Raw genomic sequence first — 20268 nt, 5'->3', positions numbered from 1 at the left:
GTTTTCATGGATAAGACAAAGCAGACTGCACCGTCCGCGGTGCCGCGCCATGTCGCGATCATCATGGATGGTAACAATCGCTGGGCGAAAAAACGCTTTATGCCGGGTGTCGCCGGGCATAAAGCGGGTGTGGATGCGGTACGTGCGGTCATTGAGGTTTGTGCTGAGGCCAAGGTCGAAGTGCTGACCCTGTTCGCCTTTTCCAGCGAGAACTGGCAGCGTCCGGCCGATGAGGTCAGCGCCTTGATGGATCTGTTCTTCAGGGCGCTGCGTCGTGAGGCCAAGCGCCTCAACGACAACAACATCAGCCTGCGCATCATTGGTGACCGCTCGCGTTTTCATCCCGAGCTGCAGGCTGCCATGCGCGAAGCCGAGGCCATGACAGCTGGTGCCAATCGTTTTGTCCTGCAGATCGCCGCCAATTACGGCGGTCAGTGGGATATTGCGCAAGCTGCGCAACGACTGGCGCGAGAGGTTCAGGCCGGACACTTGCGTCCGGAAGACATCACACCTGATCTGCTGCAGGCCTGCCTGGTCACGGGTGACCTGCCGCTGCCGGACCTGTGTATCCGGACCGGTGGCGAGCACCGCATCAGCAACTTCCTGCTCTGGCAGCTGGCCTATGCCGAGTTGTATTTTTCCGACCTGTTCTGGCCGGACTTCAAACACGATGCCATGCGCAATGCGCTGGCCGATTTCGCTTCCCGCCAGCGCCGCTTCGGTAAAACGAGCGAGCAGGTCGAGGCTGGAGCCCGGGTTTAATGCTTAAACAACGAATCATCACCGCACTGATCCTGCTGCCGATAGCCCTGTGCGGGTTTTTCCTGCTTGAAGGTTCCGGTTTTGCACTGTTCATCGGGCTGGTCGTAACCCTTGGTGCCTGGGAATGGGCGCGTCTGGCGGGTTTCGCCGGTCAAGCGTTCCGCGTCGGCTATGCCGCTGTGGTCGCTTTGATGCTGTTCGTCATGTACATCCTGCCCGGCCTCGCGCCTTGGGTATTGGGCGCTTCGGTGCTGTGGTGGGCAGTGGCGACGTATCTGGTGCTGACCTATCCGCGTTCGAGCGAGCATTGGTCCAACGCAGCGACCAAGTTGGTGATCGGTCTGTTGATTCTCCTGCCGGCCTGGCAAGGCCTGGTACAGATCAAGCAATACCCGCTGGGTAACTTGCTGATCATGGCGGTGATGGTGTTGGTCTGGGGGGCCGATATTGGTGCCTACTTCTCCGGTCGTGCTTTCGGCAAGCGCAAGCTCGCACCGCAGGTCAGTCCGGGCAAAAGCTGGGAAGGCGTGTACGGTGGTCTGGCGCTGAGTCTGGTGATTACCGCATTCGTTGCTCTGGTGCGCGACTGGACGGTGGCCGAGCTGCTCAAAGGGCTGATCGGCGCTGCACTCATCGTGTTTATCTCGGTGGTGGGCGACCTCACTGAAAGCATGTTCAAGCGCCAGTCCGGCATCAAGGACAGCAGCAATCTGCTTCCGGGTCACGGTGGTGTGCTGGATCGTATCGACAGCCTGACGGCAGCGATACCGGTGTTTGCCGTGCTGCTGTGGATGGCAGCCCCATGAGCCGCCCGCAACAGATTACCGTTCTGGGGGCGACCGGTTCGATTGGTCTGAGTACGCTCGACGTCATCGCTCGCCACCCTGATCGTTATCAAGTCTTTGCCTTGAGTGGTTTCACTCGCTTGAGTGAATTGCTGGCGCTATGCGTGCGCCATGTCCCGCGATTTGCTGTAGTGCCTGAGGTCGCTGCTGCCCGCACCTTGCAGGATGATTTGCGCGCGGCGGGTCTTTCGACCCGGGTTCTGGTGGGTGAGGAAGGTTTGTGTCAGGTTGCCTCCGATCCGGAAGTCGATACGGTCATGGCGGCCATCGTTGGCGCAGCGGGATTGCGCCCGACACTGGCAGCGGTCGAAACCGGCAAGAAGATCCTCCTGGCCAACAAAGAAGCGCTGGTCATGTCCGGTGCATTGTTTATGCAGGCAGTGCGCAAGAGCGGTTCGGTGTTGTTGCCGATCGATAGTGAACACAACGCGATTTTCCAGTGCATGCCGCTGGATTATGCCCGTGGCCTTGAGGCGGTCGGCGTGCGTCGGATTTTACTGACGGCTTCCGGTGGCCCGTTCCGACAGACGCCAATGGCTGAGTTGGCGCATGTTTCACCTGACCAGGCGTGTGCTCACCCGAACTGGTCCATGGGGCGAAAAATCTCCGTTGATTCGGCCAGCATGATGAACAAGGGGCTTGAGTTGATCGAAGCCTGCTGGCTGTTCGATGCCAAGCCATCCCAGGTCGAGGTAGTGATTCACCCGCAAAGCGTGATTCATTCGCTCGTCGACTATGTCGATGGTTCTGTCCTGGCGCAGTTGGGTAATCCGGACATGCGCACGCCCATCGCCAATGCCCTGGCCTGGCCTGAGCGGATCGATTCGGGTGTGGCGCCACTGGATCTGTTTACCATTGCGCGCCTGGATTTCCAGGCGCCTGACGAAGAGCGTTTCCCGTGCCTGCGCCTGGCTCGTCAAGCGGCCGAAGCGGGTAACAGCGCGCCGGCGATGCTCAATGCAGCGAACGAAGTGGCGGTGGCGGCATTTCTCGACGAACGGGTTCGTTACCCGGAAATCGCGAGTATCATCGAAGAAGTACTGAATCTGGAGCCTGTAGTGGCAGTGGATGATCTCGATGCAGTGTTCACGGCAGACGCGAAGGCGCGATTGCTGGCCGGACAGTGGTTGAGCCGTCACGGACGGTAAATGCTGCGGATAGTTGACCCAGGCAGCAGCGGATAGGATTGCGGAGAAAGTAGATGAGCGCGCTCTATATGATTGTCGGCACCCTGGTCGCTCTGGGTGTGCTGGTCACCTTCCACGAGTTCGGCCATTTTTGGGTCGCGCGTCGCTGTGGGGTCAAAGTGCTGCGCTTCTCCGTAGGCTTCGGCATGCCATTGCTGCGCTGGCACGACAGGCAAGGTACCGAGTTCGTTGTGGCCGCGATCCCGTTGGGCGGCTACGTCAAAATGCTCGACGAGCGTGAGGGTGAAGTTCCCCTCGATCAGCTCGACCAGACCTTCAATCGCAAATCCGTTCGTCAGCGCATAGCCATCGTAGCCGCGGGGCCGATAGCCAACTTCCTGTTGGCATTGGTGTTCTTCTGGGGATTGGCAATGCTCGGCAGCGAGCAGGTGCGTCCGGTTATCGGGGCTGTCGAGTCCGGCAGTATTGCGGCCAAGGCGGGATTGAGCCCTGGCCAGGAAATCATGGCCATTGATGGTGAGGCGACTTCCGGCTGGGCGGCGGTGAACCTGCAATTGGTTCGTCGCCTGGGCGAAAGCGGCTCGTTGCAGATAATGGTGCGCGAGCAAGGCTCCACGGCCGATTCTCCTCGTGAGCTTGTGCTGGACAAATGGCTCAAAGGGGCCAACGAGCCCGACCCTATCCACTCGTTGGGCATTCGTCCCTGGCGCCCGGCATTGCCGCCCGTTCTGGCCGAACTCGATCCAAAGGGGCCGGCTCAGGCTGCCGGCCTGAAGACCGGTGATCGGTTGCTGGCGCTCGATGGTCGTACGCTGGACGACTGGCAGCAGGTAGTCGACACCGTCCGTATGCATCCTGATACCAAAATCATGCTGCGGGTTGAGCGTGACGGTGCTCAAATCGACGTCCCGGTGACGCTGGCCGCTCGCGGCGAGAGCAAGTCACCCAGCGGTTACCTGGGGGCAGGGGTGAAGGCTGTCGATTGGCCACCTGAGATGATCCGCGAAGTCAGTTACGGCCCATTGGCAGCGATTGGCGAGGGGGCTCGACGTACCTGGACCATGAGCGTGCTGACCCTCGATTCACTGAAGAAAATGTTGTTCGGTGAGCTCTCGGTAAAAAACTTGAGTGGACCGATAACCATTGCTAAAGTGGCGGGCGCTTCGGCCCAGTCGGGTGTTGCTGATTTCCTGAATTTCCTTGCTTATCTGAGTATTAGCCTGGGGGTTCTGAACTTGTTGCCCATTCCGGTACTGGATGGGGGGCATTTGTTGTTTTATCTGATCGAGTGGGTGCGTGGTCGTCCCTTGTCAGATCGGGTGCAAGGTTGGGGGATACAGATCGGTATCAGTTTGGTGGTCGGGGTGATGTTGCTTGCTCTGGTCAATGATCTGGGTCGACTGTAACGCTTCGCTGAATTGCGAATCTGCCGCATTTTGCGGCAGTTTGTTTATTGCCAGTTGGAATAAGAAAGGACTTCATGAAACGTCTGCTGCTAACTGCGGTTCTCACCGTATTGATGATCGCCGAAGTTCACGCCGAGTCCTTCACTATCTCTGATATTCGCGTCAATGGCCTCCAGCGGGTCTCCGCGGGTAGCGTCTTTGGTGCTTTGCCGTTGAACGTCGGTGAACAGGCGGATGATCGTCGCCTGGTGGAATCCACTCGTGCTCTGTTCAAAACCGGTTTCTTTCAAGATATCCAGCTGGGCCGCGATGGCAACGTCCTGGTCATTACGGTAGTCGAGCGCCCGTCGGTCGCCAGTATCGAGATCGAAGGTAACAAGGCGATCTCTACCGAAGACCTGATGAAAGGCCTCAAGCAATCCGGTCTGGCCGAAGGCGAGATCTTCCAGCGTGCCACCCTCGAAGGTGTGCGTAACGAACTGCAGCGCCAGTACGTCGCTCAGGGTCGCTACTCGGCTACCGTCGATACCGAAGTGGTGCCGCAGCCGCGCAACCGCGTCGGCCTGAAGGTCAATATCAACGAAGGCACCGTTGCGGCGATCCAGCACATCAACGTGGTGGGCAACACAGTCTTTCCCGATGAAGACCTGATCGACCTGTTCGAACTCAAGACCACCAACTGGTTGTCGTTCTTCAAGAACGACGACAAGTACGCCCGTGAAAAGCTGTCCGGTGACCTGGAGCGTCTGCGTTCCTACTACCTGGACCGTGGCTATATCAACATGGATATCGCTTCGACCCAGGTATCCATTACGCCGGACAAGAAACACGTCTACATCACTGTCAACGTCAACGAAGGCGAAAAATACACCGTTCGTGACGTCAAGCTCAGCGGTGACCTGAAAGTCCCGGAAGACCAGGTCAAGTCCCTGCTGCTGGTGCAAAAAGGCCAGGTGTTCTCGCGCAAGCTGATGACCACGACCTCCGAGCTGATCACCCGTCGTCTGGGTAACGAAGGTTATACCTTCGCCAACGTCAACGGCGTGCCTCAACCGCACGATGAAGATCACACCGTAGACATCCTGTTCGCCGTCGATCCGGGCAAGCGTGCTTACGTGAACCGCATCAACTTCCGTGGCAACACCAAGTCCGAAGACGAAGTACTGCGTCGTGAAATGCGTCAGATGGAAGGCGGCTGGGCTTCGACTTACCTGATCGACCAATCCAAGACCCGTCTGGAGCGTCTGGGCTTCTTCAAGGAAGTCAACGTCGAGACCCCGGCCGTGCCGGGTGTCGATGACCAGGTGGACGTCAACTACAGCGTTGAAGAGCAAGCCTCCGGTTCGATTACCGCCAGCGTCGGTTTCGCCCAGAGTGCCGGCCTGATCCTCGGTGGTTCGATCACCCAGAACAACTTCCTGGGTACCGGTAACAAGGTCAGTATCGGTTTGACCAAAAGTCAGTACCAGACGCGTTACAACTTCGGTTTTGTCGACCCCTACTGGACCGCTGATGGCGTGAGCCTGGGTTACAACGCCTTCTACCGCACCACTGACTACAATGACCTCGACGTCGATGTAGCGAGCTATGCCGTCGACAGCCTGGGTGCAGGTGTGAGCGTCGGTTACCCGATCAGCGAAACATCGCGTCTGACCTTCGGCCTGAACGCGCAGCAGGACAAGATCAAAACCGGTATTTACACCGTTGACGAGATTTTCGACTTCGTTAACAAGGAAGGCGATCAGTACCTGAACTTCAAGGCTTCGGCCGGCTGGTCCGAGTCCACCCTGAACAAGGGCGTACTCGCAACCCGTGGTCATTCCCAGAGCCTGGTGCTGGAATCCACGGTTCCAGGCAGCGACCTGTCGTTCTTCAAGCTCGACTACCGTGGCCAGCTGTTCCAGCCATTGTCCGAGAACTACACCATGCGCCTGCATACCGAGCTGGGTTATGGCGATGGTTACGGTTCGACCGACGGCTTGCCTTTCTATGAAAACTACTATGCTGGTGGTTTCAACTCGGTACGTGGCTTCAAGGACAGCACTCTGGGTCCTCGCAGTACGCCAAGTACCGGCAAGAACCCTGGCACTCAATTCGACCCGGACCAGGATCCACTGCCGTTTGGTGGTAACGTCCTGATTCAGGGTGGTGCTGAAGTATTGTTCCCTCTGCCGTTCGTCAAGGACCAGCGTTCCCTGCGTACTTCGGTATTCTGGGATGTGGGTAACGTGTTCAATTCATCGTGCTCGGATACCACAAACGCCGATGGCACGAAGTCCAACACCAAGTGCGACGATATCAGCTTGAGCAACATGGCCAGTTCTGTCGGTGTGGGTGTGACCTGGGTCACCGCACTGGGTCCTCTGAGTTTCGCGTTGGCCATGCCAGTCAAGAAACCGGATAACGCTGAGACTCAAGTGTTCCAATTTTCCCTCGGCCAGACGTTCTAAGCGTCTGACCCAAGATAACGACAATGAATTTTGTAGGAGTGCATCGTGCGTAAGTTGACTCAATTGGTTCTCCTGGCCAGCGTACTGGTCGCTGGTCCGGCATTTGCCGACATGAAAATTGCTGTTCTGAACTATCAGATGGCTCTGCTGGAGTCCGACGCGGCCAAGAAATATGCCGTGGATGCCGAGAAGAAGTTCGGTCCTCAGTTGACCAAGCTCAAGGCGCTGGAAACCAGCGCCAAGGGTATTCAGGACCGCCTGATGGCCGGTGGCGACAAAATGCAGCAGGGCGAGCGCGAGCGTCTGGAGCTTGAATTCAAGCAAAAGGCCCGTGACTTCCAGTTCCAGTCCAAGGAACTGAACGAAGCCAAAGCCGTTGCCGACCGTGAAATGCTGAAGCAGCTCAAGCCGAAACTGGACAGCGCTGTGGAGGAAGTCATCAAGAAAGGTGCTTATGACCTGGTCTTCGAGCGTGGCGCAGTGATTGATGTCAAGCCTCAGTACGACATCACTCGCCAGGTTATCGAGCGCATGAATCAGCTGAAGTAATCCATGACCGTGACCATTAAGCTCGGCCAGCTGGCCGAGTTCCTCGGCGCCACGCTACGTGGCGACCCCGAGAAAGCAATTACTGGGCTAGCCACCTTGCAGGAGGCTGGCCCAGCTCAGTTGAGCTTTCTCGCAAACCCCCAATACCGTAAGTACCTGGCAGACAGTCAGGCTGCAGCGCTGTTGCTGAAGGCTGCTGATGCCGAAGGTTTTGCCGGTAATGCGCTGGTGGTGCCAGATCCGTATCTGGCCTACGCGCGTGTTTCCCACCTGTTCGATCCAAAGCCGAAAGCGGCTGCCGGTATTCACCCGACAGCCGTTGTGGCCGAGGACGCGGTGGTTGACCCGGCTGCGAGTATTGGTGCCTTTGCGGTGATCGAAAGCGCGGCACGTATTGCTGCCGGCGTGACCATCGGTGCGCATTGCTTCATCGGTGCCCGTTGCGAAATCGGCGAAGGCGGTTGGCTGGCCCCGCGGGTCACGCTGTACCACGACGTGCGCATCGGCAAGCGTGTGGTCATTCAGTCAGGTGCCGTGCTCGGTGGCGAAGGTTTCGGTTTTGCCAATGAGAAAGGTGTCTGGCAGAAAATTGCCCAGATCGGTGGTGTGTTGGTCGGTGACGATGTGGAGATTGGCGTGAATACCGCTATCGACCGCGGCGCATTGGCCGATACCGTTCTTGGTAATGGTGTGAAGCTCGACAACCAGATCCAGATCGCCCACAACGTTCAGGTCGGTGATCACACCGCCATGGCGGCCTGTGTCGGGATCTCCGGCAGCACCAAAATCGGCAAGCATTGCATGCTCGCTGGCGGTGTAGGGCTGGTGGGACATATCGAAATTTGCGACAACGTTTTCATCACCGGGATGACCATGGTGACCCACTCGATTACCGAAAAGGGTTCCTATTCTTCCGGTACGGCCATGCAGCCAGCAGCCGAATGGCGCAAAAGCGCGGCTCGCATTCGTCAGCTCGATGACATCGCGCGACGTCTGCGACAGCTGGAAAAGCAGGTAGGGGAAGTGACCCCTGACGGTAATGCTTCATCAGATGGCTGATACCATTTCCATATCAAGTGTGCACAGCCGCTAGACTGCCTCCTTGATTTGCTAGCGGAGCGTGTATCAGTCGCGCGCTCCCAATCTTTACATAGGCTTCCCCCCGAAATGATGGACATCAACGAGATTCGCGAATACCTGCCTCACCGTTACCCGTTCCTGCTGGTGGACCGGGTAGTGGAGCTGGATGTTGAAGGCAAGCGCATTCGCGCCTACAAGAATGTCAGCATCAACGAACCGTTCTTCAATGGTCACTTCCCTGCGCATCCAATCATGCCGGGCGTATTGATCATCGAGGCAATGGCTCAGGCTGCCGGGATCCTTGGTTTCAAAATGCTCGACGTGAAACCGGCTGACGGCACCCTCTATTACTTCGTCGGTTCCGACAAGCTGCGCTTCCGCCAGCCAGTATTGCCGGGCGATCAACTGATCCTTGAAGCCAAATTCATCAGCTGCAAGCGTCAGATCTGGAAGTTCGAGTGCCAGGCTTCGGTCGATGGCAAGCCTGTCTGCTCGGCTGAGATCATCTGTGCGGAACGCAAGCTATGAGTTTGATTGACCCTCGTGCAATCATCGATCCGACAGCCGTTCTGGCTGACGGCGTCGAGGTCGGCCCGTGGTCGATCGTCGGCGCAGGTGTGGAAATCGGCGAGGGGACAGTCATCGGGCCGCACGTGATTCTCAAGGGCCCGACCCGAATCGGTAAGCACAATCGCATCTACCAGTTTTCCTCGGTGGGTGAAGACACACCAGACCTGAAGTACAAAGGCGAGGAAACCCGCCTGGTGATTGGCGATCACAACGTCATCCGTGAAGGCGTGACGATTCACCGTGGCACCATCCAGGACCGTTCGGAAACGACCCTGGGCGATCACAATCTGATCATGGCCTATGCCCACATCGGCCACGACAGCGTTATCGGCAACCACTGCATCCTGGTCAACAACACCGCACTGGCGGGCCATGTGCATGTGGAGGACTGGGCAATCCTCTCCGGTTTTACCCTGGTTCACCAGTATTGCCACATTGGCGCCCACAGCTTCTCGGGCATGGGTACAGCGATCGGCAAGGATGTTCCTGCGTATGTCACGGTATTCGGCAACCCTGCCGAAGCCCGTAGCATGAACTTCGAGGGCATGCGCCGTCGGGGATTCAGCGAAGATGCGATCCACGCACTGCGCCGTGCCTACAAGGTGGTTTACCGCCAGGGCCTGACCGTGGAGCAGGCGCTCGTCGAACTGGCCGAACCATCGGCCCAGTATCCGGAAGTGGCGGTGTTCCGTGACTCCATCCAGTCTTCGACTCGCGGCATCACCCGCTAATCATGGCCAATCTGCGTATTGCGCTGGTAGCGGGTGAGGCTTCCGGTGACATTCTGGGCGCGGGCCTCATGCGCGCGCTCAAGGTTCGTCACCCGGCCGTTGAATTCATTGGAGTTGGCGGTCCGCTGATGCAGGCCGAGGGCCTGACCCCGTACTTCCCGATGGAGCGCCTGTCAGTGATGGGGCTGGTGGAAGTCTTGGGCCGTCTGCGCGAGTTGCTGGCGCGACGCAAAAAACTGGTCGCTGACCTGATCGCCGCCAAGCCCGATGTCTTCATCGGTATCGATGCGCCGGACTTCAACCTCAATATCGAACTCAAACTGCGCCAGGCCGGTATCAAGACGGTGCATTACGTCAGCCCGTCGGTCTGGGCCTGGCGACAGAAGCGTGTGCTGAAGATTCGCGAAGGCTGCGACCTGATGCTCACGCTGTTCCCGTTCGAAGCCAGGTTCTATGAAGAGAAAGGCGTGCCGGTGCGGTTTGTCGGTCATACCCTGGCCGATGCCATTCCACTCGAAGCCGATCGCGCGGCTGCGCGGGCCGAGCTCGGTTTGCCTGACGGGCCGCTGGTGGCGTTGATGCCTGGCAGCCGTGGCGGTGAGGTTGGCCGGCTCGGTGCGTTGTTTCTCGATACCGCGCAGCGCCTGCGGGCATTGCGCCCGGGTGTGCGGTTTGTCATGCCTTGCGCCAGTGCGCAACGTCGCGCACAGCTTGAAGAACTGTTGGCCGGTCGCGATCTGCCACTGACCCTGCTCGATGGACAGTCTCATCTGGCCCTTGCAGCGTGCGATGCGGTGTTGATTGCTTCCGGTACAGCAACGCTTGAAGCGTTGCTGTACAAACGGCCGATGGTGGTTGCCTACCGCCTGGCACCGCTGACGTTCTGGATTCTCAAGCGCATGGTGAAAAGCCCCTACATTTCGTTGCCGAACTTGTTGGCCCAGCGTCTGTTGGTGCCCGAGTTATTGCAGGACGATGCCACGGTCGGAGCGCTGGCCCAGACGTTGTCACCGTTGATCGAAGACGGGGAAGAGCAGACCCGTGGCTTTGACGAGATTCACCGGACCCTGCGTCTGGATGCCTCCAACCAGGCTGCGGACGCAGTGCTGAACCTGATCGGCCAAGTCAAATGAGTAAAACGAACATGCAGATGGGGCTGGATTTCACCTTGGTCGCTGAAGTCGAAGAGTTGGTTGCCGGCGTCGATGAAGTCGGTCGCGGCCCGCTCTGTGGCGCGGTGGTGACAGCGGCGGTGATCCTCGATCCGAACCGCCCGATCCTCGGCCTGAACGATTCGAAGAAGCTCACCGAAGCCCGTCGCGAAAAGCTCTACGACGAAATCTGCGAAAAAGCCCTGAGCTGGTGCATCGCTCGCGCCGAAGTCGAAGAAATCGACGAACTGAATATCCTGCACGCCACCATGTTGGCCATGCAGCGTGCTGTCGCCGGGCTGCATATCCAGCCGAAACTGGCGATGATTGACGGTAACCGTTGCCCGAAACTGCCGATGCGCTCCGAAGCTGTGGTCAAGGGCGACAGCAAGGTTCCAGCCATCGCCGCCGCATCGATTCTGGCCAAGGTCAGCCGCGACCGGGAAATGGCCGCGTTCGAGTTGATCTACCCCGGCTACGGCATCGGTGGTCACAAGGGCTACCCGACCCCCGTTCATCTGGAAGCACTCGCGCGTCTTGGCCCAACGCCGATTCACCGGCGTTCGTTTGCTCCGGTGCGGCTGGCCTATGAAGCTCGCGAAGGTTTGATCGAGAGTTAGTCGCAAGGCTGATTTTTTTTGCCAAGGCCCGGTACAATCCGGGCCTTGTTGTCTTCACGTTTCTAGACAGGATCACTATGCCGGCTTCATTCGTTCACCTACGCCTGCACACTGAATACTCCCTGGTCGACGGTCTGGTGCGGATCAAGCCGCTGGTCAAGACCCTGGTCGGCATGAACATGCCTGCCGTGGCGGTCACCGACCAGAACAACATGTGTTCCCTGGTCAAATTCTATAAAAACGCCATGGGTGCCGGGATCAAGCCGATCTGCGGCGCCGACCTGTGGCTGTCGAACAAGGATCCGGACAACCCGCTGAGCCGGATCAGCCTGTTGGTGATGAATGCCGAAGGCTATCGCAACCTTACTGAACTGATTTCCCGCGGCTTTATCGATGGTCAGCGCAATGGCGCGATCATCATCGAGCGCGAATGGGTAGCCGAAGCCAACGCAGGCCTGATCATGCTATCGGCGGCCAAAGAAGGCGAGATCGGCCAGGCCATGCTCAGCGGCAACCCGGCGGAAGCGGAAACCCTGGCCCGCGAATGGATGGAAGTGTTTCCGGATCGTTTCTATCTGGAAATCCAGCGCACCAACCGCCCCAACGATGAAGAACAACTGCACGGTGCCGTGGCGCTGGCCGAGAAGCTCGGCGCGCCGCTGGTGGCGACCAACGATGTGCGCTTCATCAAGCAGGAAGACTTCGCCGCCCACGAAACCCGCGTTTGCATCGGTGAGGGCCGTGCCCTTGACGATCCGCGGCGCTCGAAGAATTACAGCGATCAGCAGTACCTCAAAAGCGCCGAGGAAATGGCCGAGCTGTTCAGCGACATTCCCGAAGCGCTGGAAAACACCGTCGAGATCGCCAAGCGCTGCAACATCGAAGTGAAGCTGGGCACGCACTTCCTGCCCAACTTCCCGATCCCCGATGGCATGACCATCGACGAGTATTTCCGCAAGGTCTCGTTTGACGGTCTGGAGGAGCGGTTGGCGGTACTGCTGCCCAAAGACACCACCGAAGACTACGAGGCCAAGCGTCAGGTCTATGTTGATCGGCTGAATTTCGAGCTGGATATCATCATCCAGATGGGGTTCCCCGGTTACTTCCTGATCGTGATGGACTTTATCCAGTGGGCCAAGAACAACGGCGTACCGGTAGGTCCTGGCCGTGGATCGGGTGCCGGATCGCTGGTGGCCTATGTGCAGAAGATCACCGACCTCGACCCGCTGGAATACGACCTGCTGTTCGAGCGTTTCCTCAATCCGGAACGGGTATCGATGCCCGACTTCGACGTCGACTTCTGCATGGACGGTCGTGACCGGGTGATCGACTACGTGGCCGAGAAATACGGCCGCAACGCGGTAAGCCAGATCATCACTTTCGGTTCCATGGCCGCCAAGGCTGTGGTCCGTGACGTGGCGCGGGTGCAGGGCAAGTCCTATGGCCTGGCGGATCGTCTGTCGAAGATGATTCCGTTCGAAGTCGGCATGACCCTGGAGAAGGCCTACGAGCAGGAAGAAATCCTCCGTGACTTCATCAAGGTCGATGAAGAAGCCGCGGAAATCTGGGAGATGGCCCGCAAGCTCGAAGGCGTTGTGCGTAACGTCGGCAAGCACGCTGGTGGTGTGGTTATCGCGCCGACCAAGCTGACCGACTTTTCGCCAATCTACTGCGACGAGGCCGGTGACGGTCTGGTAACCCAGTTCGACAAGGATGACGTTGAAGCGGCCGGTCTGGTGAAGTTCGACTTCCTCGGCCTGCGGACCCTGACGATCATCGACTGGGCGCTGAAAACCATCAACCGCGACCGCGCCAAGGTCAACGAGCCACCGCTGGATATCGCGTTCATCCCGCTGGACGACAAGCCGACCTACACCCTGCTGCAAAAAGCCGAAACCACGGCAGTGTTCCAGCTTGAATCCCGCGGCATGAAAGAGCTGATCAAAAAGCTCAAGCCCGACTGCCTGGAAGACTTGATCGCACTGGTGGCGCTGTTCCGTCCGGGGCCGCTGCAATCGGGCATGGTGGATGACTTCATCAACCGCAAGCACGGTCGCGCCGAGCTGGCCTATCCGCACTCGGACTACCAGTACGAAGGCCTCAAGCCCGTACTGGCTCCGACTTACGGCATCATCCTGTACCAGGAACAGGTGATGCAGATTGCCCAGGTCATGGCCGGTTACACCCTCGGTGGCGCGGATATGCTGCGTCGAGCCATGGGTAAGAAAAAACCCGAGGAAATGGCCAAGCAGCGTGGCGGCTTCATTGAAGGTTGCGCCACCAACAATATTGATGCTGACCTGGCCGGTAACATCTTCGACCTGGTGGAAAAGTTCGCCGGTTACGGCTTCAACAAGTCGCACTCCGCCGCCTACGGGCTGGTGTCGTACCAGACCGCGTGGCTGAAGGCGCACTACCCGGCGCCGTTCATGGCCGCGGTACTCTCGGCGGATATGCACAACACCGACAAGGTCGTGACCTTGATCGAAGAAGTGCGGACCATGAAGCTGCGTCTCGACGCGCCGGACGTGAATACTTCCGAATTCAAGTTCACGGTGAACGACGAAGGCCGGATCATCTACGGCCTGGGTGCAATCAAGGGCGTGGGTGAGGGGCCGGTCGAGGCGATCACCGAAGCGCGTCTGGCCGGTCCGTTCAAGGATCTGTTCGATTTCTGCGCCCGGGTCGACCTCAAGCGTATCAACAAGCGCACCCTCGACGGTTTGATCCGCAGCGGTGCCCTGGATCGCCTCGGGCCGTATTTCCACGATGAGCAAAAAGCCTACCAGGCCAACATCGACCGCAATCGCGCGGTGCTGCTGACGGCCATGGAAGAAGCGATCAAGGCGGCCGAACAGACCGCGCGCACCCAGGACAGTGGTCACTCTGACCTGTTTGGCGGTCTGTTTGTCGAAGAAGACGCCGACGTCTACGCCAATCACCGCAAGGCCAAGGAGCTGACCCTCAAAGAGCGCCTGAAAGGGGAAAAAGATACCCTCGGCCTGTACCTGACCGGTCACCCGATTGACGAATACGAGGGTGAAATCCGTCGCTTCGCCCGCCAGCGCATCATTGATCTGAAACCGGCGCGCGATACCCAGACCGTCGCCGGGATGATCATCGCCCTGCGGGTGATGAAGAATAAAAAGGGCGACAAGATGGGGTTCATCACCCTTGATGACCGCTCTGGACGGATCGAGGCCTCGCTGTTTTCCGAGGCGTTCCATTCGGCGCAGTCGCTGTTGCAGACCGACGCGATGGTGGTGGTCGAAGGCGAGGTCAGCAATGACGACTTCTCCGGTGGCCTGAAGTTGCGGGTCAAGCGGGTGATGAGCATGGAAGATGCGCGCACCAATCTGGCCGAAAGCCTGCGCCTGAAGTTACATGCCAAGGACCTCAAGGGCGATCAGCTACGCTGGCTGGGTGAGCTGTTGAAGCGTCATCGCGGTGCGTGCCCGATCACCATGGACTACACCAGCCCTGATGCGAAAGCCTTGCTGCAGTTCGGCGAAGGCTGGCGGATCGATCCGGCGGATGCGTTGATTCAAGCCCTGCGTGACCAGTTCGGGCGAGACAACGTCTTCCTCCAATACCGTTGACGGTCAGTGCTATCAGATTGCCCTGACCTTGACCTGAATTTTTAATCTCGACCTCAACGCGCCTCTCCCTTAAGGTAGGGCGCGAATAGACAACCGGCCGGCCCAAGATCCCTTGGGACTCGACCCAAGACGGACGCCTATGAACCCGAATTTTCTAGATTTCGAACAGCCGATCGCCGACCTGCAAGCCAAGATCGAAGAGTTGCGCTTGGTCGGTAATGACAATTCGCTGAATATCGGCGATGAGATCTCCCGCCTGCAGGACAAGAGCAAAACGCTGACCGAAGACATTTTCGGCAAGCTGACCAGCTGGCAGATCGCACGTCTGGCGCGTCACCCGAAACGTCCGTATACCCTGGACTACATCGAACACATCTTCACCGAGTTCGACGAGTTGCACGGTGACCGCCACTTCTCCGACGACGCTGCGATCGTTGGCGGTATTGCCCGTCTGGACGACCAGCCGGTGATGATCATCGGTCACCAGAAGGGCCGTGAAGTGCGCGAGAAGGTTCGCCGCAACTTCGGCATGCCGCGTCCGGAAGGCTACCGCAAGGCATGCCGCCTGATGGAAATGGCTGAACGTTTCAAGATGCCGATCCTGACCTTCATCGACACCCCGGGCGCATACCCTGGCATCGACGCCGAAGAGCGCAACCAGAGCGAAGCGATTGCCTGGAACCTGCGTGTCATGGCCCGCCTGAAAACCCCAATCATCGCCACCGTGATCGGTGAGGGTGGTTCCGGTGGTGCACTGGCGATCGGTGTCTGCGACCAGTTGAACATGCTGCAATACTCGACCTACGCGGTGATCTCGCCGGAAGGTTGCGCTTCGATTCTGTGGAAAACCGCCGAGAAAGCACCGGATGCCGCAGAAGCGATGGGCATCACCGCCGAGCGCCTCAAAGGCCTGGGCATCGTGGACAAGGTGATTGGCGAGCCATTGGGTGGCGCGCACCGTGACCCGGCCGCTGCTGCGGCATCGATCCGCGCCGAGCTGAGCTCGCAACTGGCGATGCTGAAGAAGTTCGATAACGAAGCGCTGCTCAAGCGTCGTTACGATCGACTGATGAGCTACGGTCTCTGATCTGACCTCGGCTTGAATGTGGGAGCGGGTTTGCTCGCGAAAGCGGTATAACAATCAACTGATGTGTTGAATGTTCAGCCGCCTTCGCGAGCAAGCCCGCTCCCACATTTGATTTGTGCAAAGGGAAAGATATGGATCGGCCCGCGATTGACTTGCCTTCCAGGCTTTTGCTGAATCTGAAACCGTGGCGCAATGCTGCGACCTGGCGCATCGCCTTCTCTGGCGGCCTGGACTCCACCGTCCTGCTGCATCTGCTCGCATATCTCGCAAAAACCGAATCCCTGCCGGCGCTGAGCGCCATCCATGTTCATCACGGCCTTCAAGCTGTGGCCGATGCGTGGCCGGAACATTGTCGTTCTGTGTGCGCTGCGTTGGGTGTCCCGTTGCAGATCGTTCGGGTGCAGGTGCAGCCCGGTGCCAGTCTGGAGCGTGCGGCGCGGGATGCGCGTTATCACACGTTCGCCGACGTGACTCGGCCTGGCGACGTACTGCTGACGGCCCAGCACCGCGACGATCAGGCGGAAACCCTGCTGTTTCGATTGTTGCGCGGCGCGGGCGTACGCGGACTGTCGGGAATGCCGCGTCAGCGCTCGTTGGGCAAGGGCCATCTGCTGCGGCCATTGCTCGATGTCACGCGGGCTGAACTGGAGGCCTATGCCAACGAGCATGGCTTGAGCTGGATCGAAGATCCTTCAAACGAAGATCGGCAGTACTCGCGCAACTACCTGCGGCACCAAGTCTTCCCCGAATTGACCCGGCGCTGGCCACAAGCGGTGGCGACCATGGCTCGCAGCGCGGCACATTTGACTGAAGCGCAGGGGTTGCTCGAAGAACTGGCAGAAATGGATTTGCGTGAGGCCAACTCTGTCAGTGAGTTCGACTGGCTGGGATTGCGGTCCCTTGAACTGGCGCCGCTTGCGCAACTGTCTGATGCCCGGCAGCGCAATGCCCTGAGTCATTGGCTCGAGCCGCTGACCCGCCTGCCGGACACTGACCATTGGTCGGGTTGGGCGGATTTGCGCGACGCCACCGGCGATGCCTGCCCGGTGTGGCGGCTGGCCGATGGCGAACTGCACCGGGCAGGCGGGCGGATCTGGTGGCTGTCCGGTCGTTGGTTGCAACCTCTGCCTGCCGTCGGGGCATGGCAGAATCCGGCTTCACCACTGGTTATCCCGGACAACGGCGTGCTTTCGCTCACCGGGCAGATCCCCGACGGCCCGTTACAGATCCGCTATCGTGAGGGGGGAGAGGTCATGGCTTTGCCAGGCCGCGGCCATCGGGACCTGAAACGTTTGCTCAATGAAAGCGGTGTACCGTCCTTCGTGCGCGGCAGATTGCCGCTGCTCTACAAAGACGGGCAATTGCTGGCGGTAGCGAACCTCAAGGGGCTCGATGGCGATGCGAGCGGCGACTGGCATTTGCATTGGCAGCCATTGAACGAAGATCAAGGTTTGAGCTGAAAGGGGCTTTCCGGTAGACTACGCTCCCTTCTTGATACAACTTCTGTGGATTCGCCTGAATTGCAGGAGTTGCCGATTACCAAGCAGTCTTTGCTGGGCGATTCCAAAAAATGTGTAGCGAGCAACGAACCGGTGATTCATTTCCCGGTCTGTCCCAACGCGGCGGTTTTTTTGAAAGGTGCACTGTGATTAATGCAGGTGATCGGGGGCTTCGGCCTTCCTTCGCTTTCCCCGGCGGCTCGGACCGCTTTAACGCAGACTTCTAGGGTTTTTCATGACGCGCTACATATTCGTCACGGGCGGTGTTGTTTCTTCATTGGGGAAAGGCATTGCATCGGCATCATTGGCGGCCATCCTGGAGGCGCGGGGACTTAAGGTCACCATGCTGAAGCTGGACCCGTACATCAACGTCGACCCGGGCACCATGAGCCCGTTCCAGCACGGTGAAGTGTTCGTCACCCACGACGGCGCCGAGACCGACCTGGACCTGGGTCACTACGAGCGGTTCATCCGCACGACCATGACCCAGAACAACAACTTCACCACCGGCCGTGTCTACGAACACGTCCTGCGCAAAGAGCGCCGTGGTGACTACCTGGGTGCAACCATCCAGGTGATCCCGCACATCACCGACGAAATCAAGCGCCGCATCATCAAGGGTGCTGGCGACGCTGACGTGGCAATGGTCGAGATCGGTGGCACCGTGGGTGACATCGAGTCGCAACCGTTCCTCGAGGCGATCCGCCAACTGCGTTTTGAAGTCGGCGCCAAGCGCGCGATGCTGATGCACCTGACACTGGTGCCGTACATCGCCACTGCCGGCGAAACCAAAACCAAGCCAACCCAGCACTCGGTGAAGGAACTGCGTTCCATCGGCCTGCAACCAGACGTGCTGGTCTGCCGCTCCGACCACCCGATCGATGTGTCGTCCCGTCGCAAGATCGCGCAGTTCACCAACGTTGAAGAACGTGCGGTGATCGCCCTGGAAGACGCCGATACCATCTACAAGATCCCGGGCATCCTGCATTCCCAGGGCCTCGACGATTTCGTCGTCGAGCGTTTTGGCCTGCAATGCGGCGGTGCCGATCTGTCCGAGTGGGAAGCCGTGGTCGACGCCAAGCTCAACCCTGAGCATGAAGTCACCATCGCCATGGTCGGCAAGTACATGGAGCTGCTGGACGCCTACAAGTCGCTGATCGAAGCGATGAGTCACGCCGGCATCAGCAACCGTACCAAGGTCAACCTGCGCTACATCGATTCCGAAGACATCGAGAACCAGGGCACTGCGCTGCTGGAAGGCGTCGACGCAATCCTGGTGCCTGGCGGCTTCGGTCTGCGTGGCGTTGAAGGCAAGATCACCGCCGTGCAATACGCTCGCGAAAACAAGGTTCCGTACCTGGGTATCTGCCTGGGTATGCAAGTGGCCGTTATCGAGTTCGCACGTAACGTGATGGGCTGGAAAGACGCCAACTCCACCGAGTTCGATCGTGCAAGCGGTCACCCGGTCGTGGGTCTGATCACCGAGTGGGAAGATGCCACCGGCGCTGTCGAAACCCGTACCGAATCCTCCGATCTGGGCGGCACCATGCGTCTCGGCGCTCAGGATTGCCTGCTGGAGCCGGGTTCCCTGGTTCACGGTTGCTACGGCAAGGACGTGATTGTCGAGCGTCATCGTCATCGCTACGAAGTGAACAACAACCTGCTGCCGCAAATCATGGAAGCCGGTTTGAAAATCTCTGGTCGTTCCGGGGATGGCGCACTGGTTGAAGTGGTTGAAGCACCGGATCACCCATGGTTCGTCGCTTGCCAGTTCCACCCTGAGTTCACCTCGACGCCACGCGACGGTCACCCGCTGTTCAGCGGTTTCGTCAAGGCCGCGTTGGCTCAACACCAGAAGAAGGCGTAACCCCGATGGCACAGAAGATCATCCGCGTCGGCGACATCGAGATTGCCAACGACAAGCCCATGGTGCTGTTCGGCGGCATGAACGTGCTGGAAAGCCGTGACATGGCCATGCAGGTTTGCGAAGAGTATGTGAAGGTCACCGAAAAGCTCGGTATCCCTTACGTGTTCAAGGCCAGTTTCGACAAGGCCAACCGCTCTTCTGTGACCTCCTATCGTGGTCCGGGCCTGGAAGAAGGCATGCGCATCTTCCAGGACATCAAGCAAGCCTTCGGCGTGCCGGTCATCACCGACGTTCACGAGCCGGATCAGGCCGCGGTCGTCGCTGAAGTCTGCGACATCATCCAGTTGCCGGCCTTCCTGTCGCGCCAGACCGACCTCGTGGTCGCGATGGCCAAAACGGGCGCCGTGATCAACATCAAGAAAGCCCAGTTCCTCGCACCTCAGGAAATGAAGCACATCCTGAACAAGTGCGTGGAAGCGGGTAACGATCAGTTGATCCTCTGCGAGCGTGGTTCGAGCTTCGGCTACAACAACCTGGTCGTCGACATGCTCGGCTTCGGCATCATGAAGCAGTTCGAATACCCGGTGTTCTTCGACGTGACCCACGCGCTGCAAATGCCTGGCGGTCGCTCGGATTCCGCCGGTGGTCGTCGCGCCCAGGTCACCGACCTGGCGAAGGCCGGCATGAGCCAGTCGCTGGCCGGCCTGTTCCTGGAAGCCCACCCGGATCCGGACAACGCCAAATGCGACGGTCCTTGCGCCTTGCGTCTGGACAAACTGGAGCCATTTCTGGCCCAGCTCAAAGCCCTGGACGTACTGGTGAAGAGTTTTCCGACGGTAGAAACCGCGTAATCCTCATTTCTCCCTGTAGGAGCTGGCTTGCCAGCGAAGGCGTCCTCAAGACC

Annotated in this window: 16 protein-coding genes; all 16 read left to right on the top strand. The window is 58.9% G+C overall.

The window, feature by feature from the left end; translation table 11 throughout:
* Positions 1-6 precede the first annotated feature (6 nt).
* The 16 genes from uppS to kdsA all read left to right on the top strand — a co-directional run bounded on the left by uppS (position 7) and on the right by kdsA (position 20215).
* Complete coding sequence (gene uppS, locus AC07XF_RS15530; protein ID WP_495027173.1) at positions 7-762, top strand: polyprenyl diphosphate synthase; 756 nt, start codon at positions 7-9, stop codon at positions 760-762.
* The gene (locus AC07XF_RS15525; RefSeq protein ID WP_495027172.1) at positions 762-1568 is read left to right on the top strand and encodes a phosphatidate cytidylyltransferase; all 807 of its coding nucleotides are present in this window, start codon (positions 762-764) and stop codon (positions 1566-1568) included. The genes uppS and AC07XF_RS15525 overlap by 1 nt, the downstream gene beginning before the upstream one ends.
* Positions 1565-2755, top strand: coding sequence for a 1-deoxy-D-xylulose-5-phosphate reductoisomerase (gene ispC / locus AC07XF_RS15520; RefSeq protein ID WP_495027171.1), 1191 nt, complete (start codon positions 1565-1567; stop codon positions 2753-2755). Before AC07XF_RS15525 ends, ispC begins: the two co-directional genes overlap by 4 nt.
* A 53-nt stretch (positions 2756-2808) precedes the next feature.
* The gene (gene rseP / locus AC07XF_RS15515) at positions 2809-4161 is read left to right on the top strand and encodes a sigma E protease regulator RseP (protein WP_495027170.1); all 1353 of its coding nucleotides are present in this window, start codon (positions 2809-2811) and stop codon (positions 4159-4161) included.
* 74 nt (positions 4162-4235) lie between these two features.
* Positions 4236-6611: an outer membrane protein assembly factor BamA gene (gene bamA / locus AC07XF_RS15510; protein ID WP_495027169.1), complete on the top strand. Its 2376-nt coding sequence runs from the start codon at positions 4236-4238 to the stop codon at positions 6609-6611.
* Between the two features lie 45 nt (positions 6612-6656).
* Complete coding sequence (locus AC07XF_RS15505) at positions 6657-7160, top strand: OmpH/Skp family outer membrane protein (protein WP_085724503.1); 504 nt, start codon at positions 6657-6659, stop codon at positions 7158-7160.
* 3 nt (positions 7161-7163) lie between these two features.
* Positions 7164-8219, top strand: a complete 1056-nt coding sequence (gene lpxD / locus AC07XF_RS15500) for a UDP-3-O-(3-hydroxymyristoyl)glucosamine N-acyltransferase (protein WP_495027168.1) — start codon at positions 7164-7166, stop codon at positions 8217-8219.
* Positions 8220-8327: 108 nt separating this feature from the next.
* Positions 8328-8768, top strand: coding sequence for a 3-hydroxyacyl-ACP dehydratase FabZ (gene fabZ / locus AC07XF_RS15495; RefSeq protein WP_007978374.1), 441 nt, complete (start codon positions 8328-8330; stop codon positions 8766-8768).
* Positions 8765-9541 (top strand): acyl-ACP--UDP-N-acetylglucosamine O-acyltransferase, encoded by a 777-nt coding sequence (lpxA, locus tag AC07XF_RS15490; protein ID WP_495027167.1) that lies wholly within the window; start codon positions 8765-8767, stop codon positions 9539-9541. The genes fabZ and lpxA overlap by 4 nt, the downstream gene beginning before the upstream one ends.
* 2 nt (positions 9542-9543) lie before the next feature.
* A complete protein-coding gene (gene lpxB / locus AC07XF_RS15485; protein ID WP_495027166.1) occupies positions 9544-10674 on the top strand; it encodes a lipid-A-disaccharide synthase in 1131 nt (376 codons plus the stop codon).
* Between the two features lie 11 nt (positions 10675-10685).
* Entirely contained in the window at positions 10686-11312 is a 627-nt protein-coding gene (gene rnhB / locus AC07XF_RS15480) for a ribonuclease HII (protein WP_008019543.1), read from the top strand.
* A 77-nt stretch (positions 11313-11389) separates the two neighbouring features.
* Entirely contained in the window at positions 11390-14911 is a 3522-nt protein-coding gene (dnaE, locus tag AC07XF_RS15475; protein ID WP_008052762.1) for a DNA polymerase III subunit alpha, read from the top strand.
* Positions 14912-15050: 139 nt separating this feature from the next.
* Complete coding sequence (locus tag AC07XF_RS15470) at positions 15051-15998, top strand: acetyl-CoA carboxylase carboxyltransferase subunit alpha (protein ID WP_421139264.1); 948 nt, start codon at positions 15051-15053, stop codon at positions 15996-15998.
* Positions 15999-16129: 131 nt separating this feature from the next.
* Complete coding sequence (tilS, locus tag AC07XF_RS15465) at positions 16130-17458, top strand: tRNA lysidine(34) synthetase TilS (RefSeq protein WP_495027165.1); 1329 nt, start codon at positions 16130-16132, stop codon at positions 17456-17458.
* 274 nt (positions 17459-17732) lie between these two features.
* On the top strand, positions 17733-19364 hold the full coding sequence (gene pyrG, locus AC07XF_RS15460; protein WP_495027164.1) for a CTP synthase: 1632 nt from the start codon (positions 17733-17735) through the stop codon (positions 19362-19364).
* A gap of 5 nt (positions 19365-19369) precedes the next feature.
* On the top strand, positions 19370-20215 hold the full coding sequence (gene kdsA, locus AC07XF_RS15455) for a 3-deoxy-8-phosphooctulonate synthase (protein ID WP_495027163.1): 846 nt from the start codon (positions 19370-19372) through the stop codon (positions 20213-20215).
* The last annotated feature ends 53 nt before the right edge of the window (positions 20216-20268 follow it).

This window comes from Pseudomonas sp. GW821-FHT01C01, assembly GCF_059422645.1.
This window is presented reverse-complemented; position numbering and strand designations above follow the sequence as displayed.

Excerpts from the sequence above, each read along its gene's own strand:
- uppS (WP_495027173.1), top strand. The coding sequence starts at position 7 with ATGGATAAGACAAAGCAGACTGCACCGTCCGCGGTGCCGCGCCATGTC.
- AC07XF_RS15525 (WP_495027172.1), top strand. The coding sequence starts at position 762 with ATGCTTAAACAACGAATCATCACCGCACTGATCCTGCTGCCGATAGCC.
- ispC (WP_495027171.1), top strand. The coding sequence starts at position 1,565 with ATGAGCCGCCCGCAACAGATTACCGTTCTGGGGGCGACCGGTTCGATT.
- rseP (WP_495027170.1), top strand. The coding sequence starts at position 2,809 with ATGAGCGCGCTCTATATGATTGTCGGCACCCTGGTCGCTCTGGGTGTG.
- bamA (WP_495027169.1), top strand. The coding sequence starts at position 4,236 with ATGAAACGTCTGCTGCTAACTGCGGTTCTCACCGTATTGATGATCGCC.
- lpxD (WP_495027168.1), top strand. The coding sequence starts at position 7,164 with ATGACCGTGACCATTAAGCTCGGCCAGCTGGCCGAGTTCCTCGGCGCC.
- fabZ (WP_007978374.1), top strand. The coding sequence starts at position 8,328 with ATGATGGACATCAACGAGATTCGCGAATACCTGCCTCACCGTTACCCG.
- lpxA (WP_495027167.1), top strand. The coding sequence starts at position 8,765 with ATGAGTTTGATTGACCCTCGTGCAATCATCGATCCGACAGCCGTTCTG.
- lpxB (WP_495027166.1), top strand. The coding sequence starts at position 9,544 with ATGGCCAATCTGCGTATTGCGCTGGTAGCGGGTGAGGCTTCCGGTGAC.
- rnhB (WP_008019543.1), top strand. The coding sequence starts at position 10,686 with ATGCAGATGGGGCTGGATTTCACCTTGGTCGCTGAAGTCGAAGAGTTG.
- dnaE (WP_008052762.1), top strand. The coding sequence starts at position 11,390 with ATGCCGGCTTCATTCGTTCACCTACGCCTGCACACTGAATACTCCCTG.
- AC07XF_RS15470 (WP_421139264.1), top strand. The coding sequence starts at position 15,051 with ATGAACCCGAATTTTCTAGATTTCGAACAGCCGATCGCCGACCTGCAA.
- tilS (WP_495027165.1), top strand. The coding sequence starts at position 16,130 with ATGGATCGGCCCGCGATTGACTTGCCTTCCAGGCTTTTGCTGAATCTG.
- pyrG (WP_495027164.1), top strand. The coding sequence starts at position 17,733 with ATGACGCGCTACATATTCGTCACGGGCGGTGTTGTTTCTTCATTGGGG.
- kdsA (WP_495027163.1), top strand. The coding sequence starts at position 19,370 with ATGGCACAGAAGATCATCCGCGTCGGCGACATCGAGATTGCCAACGAC.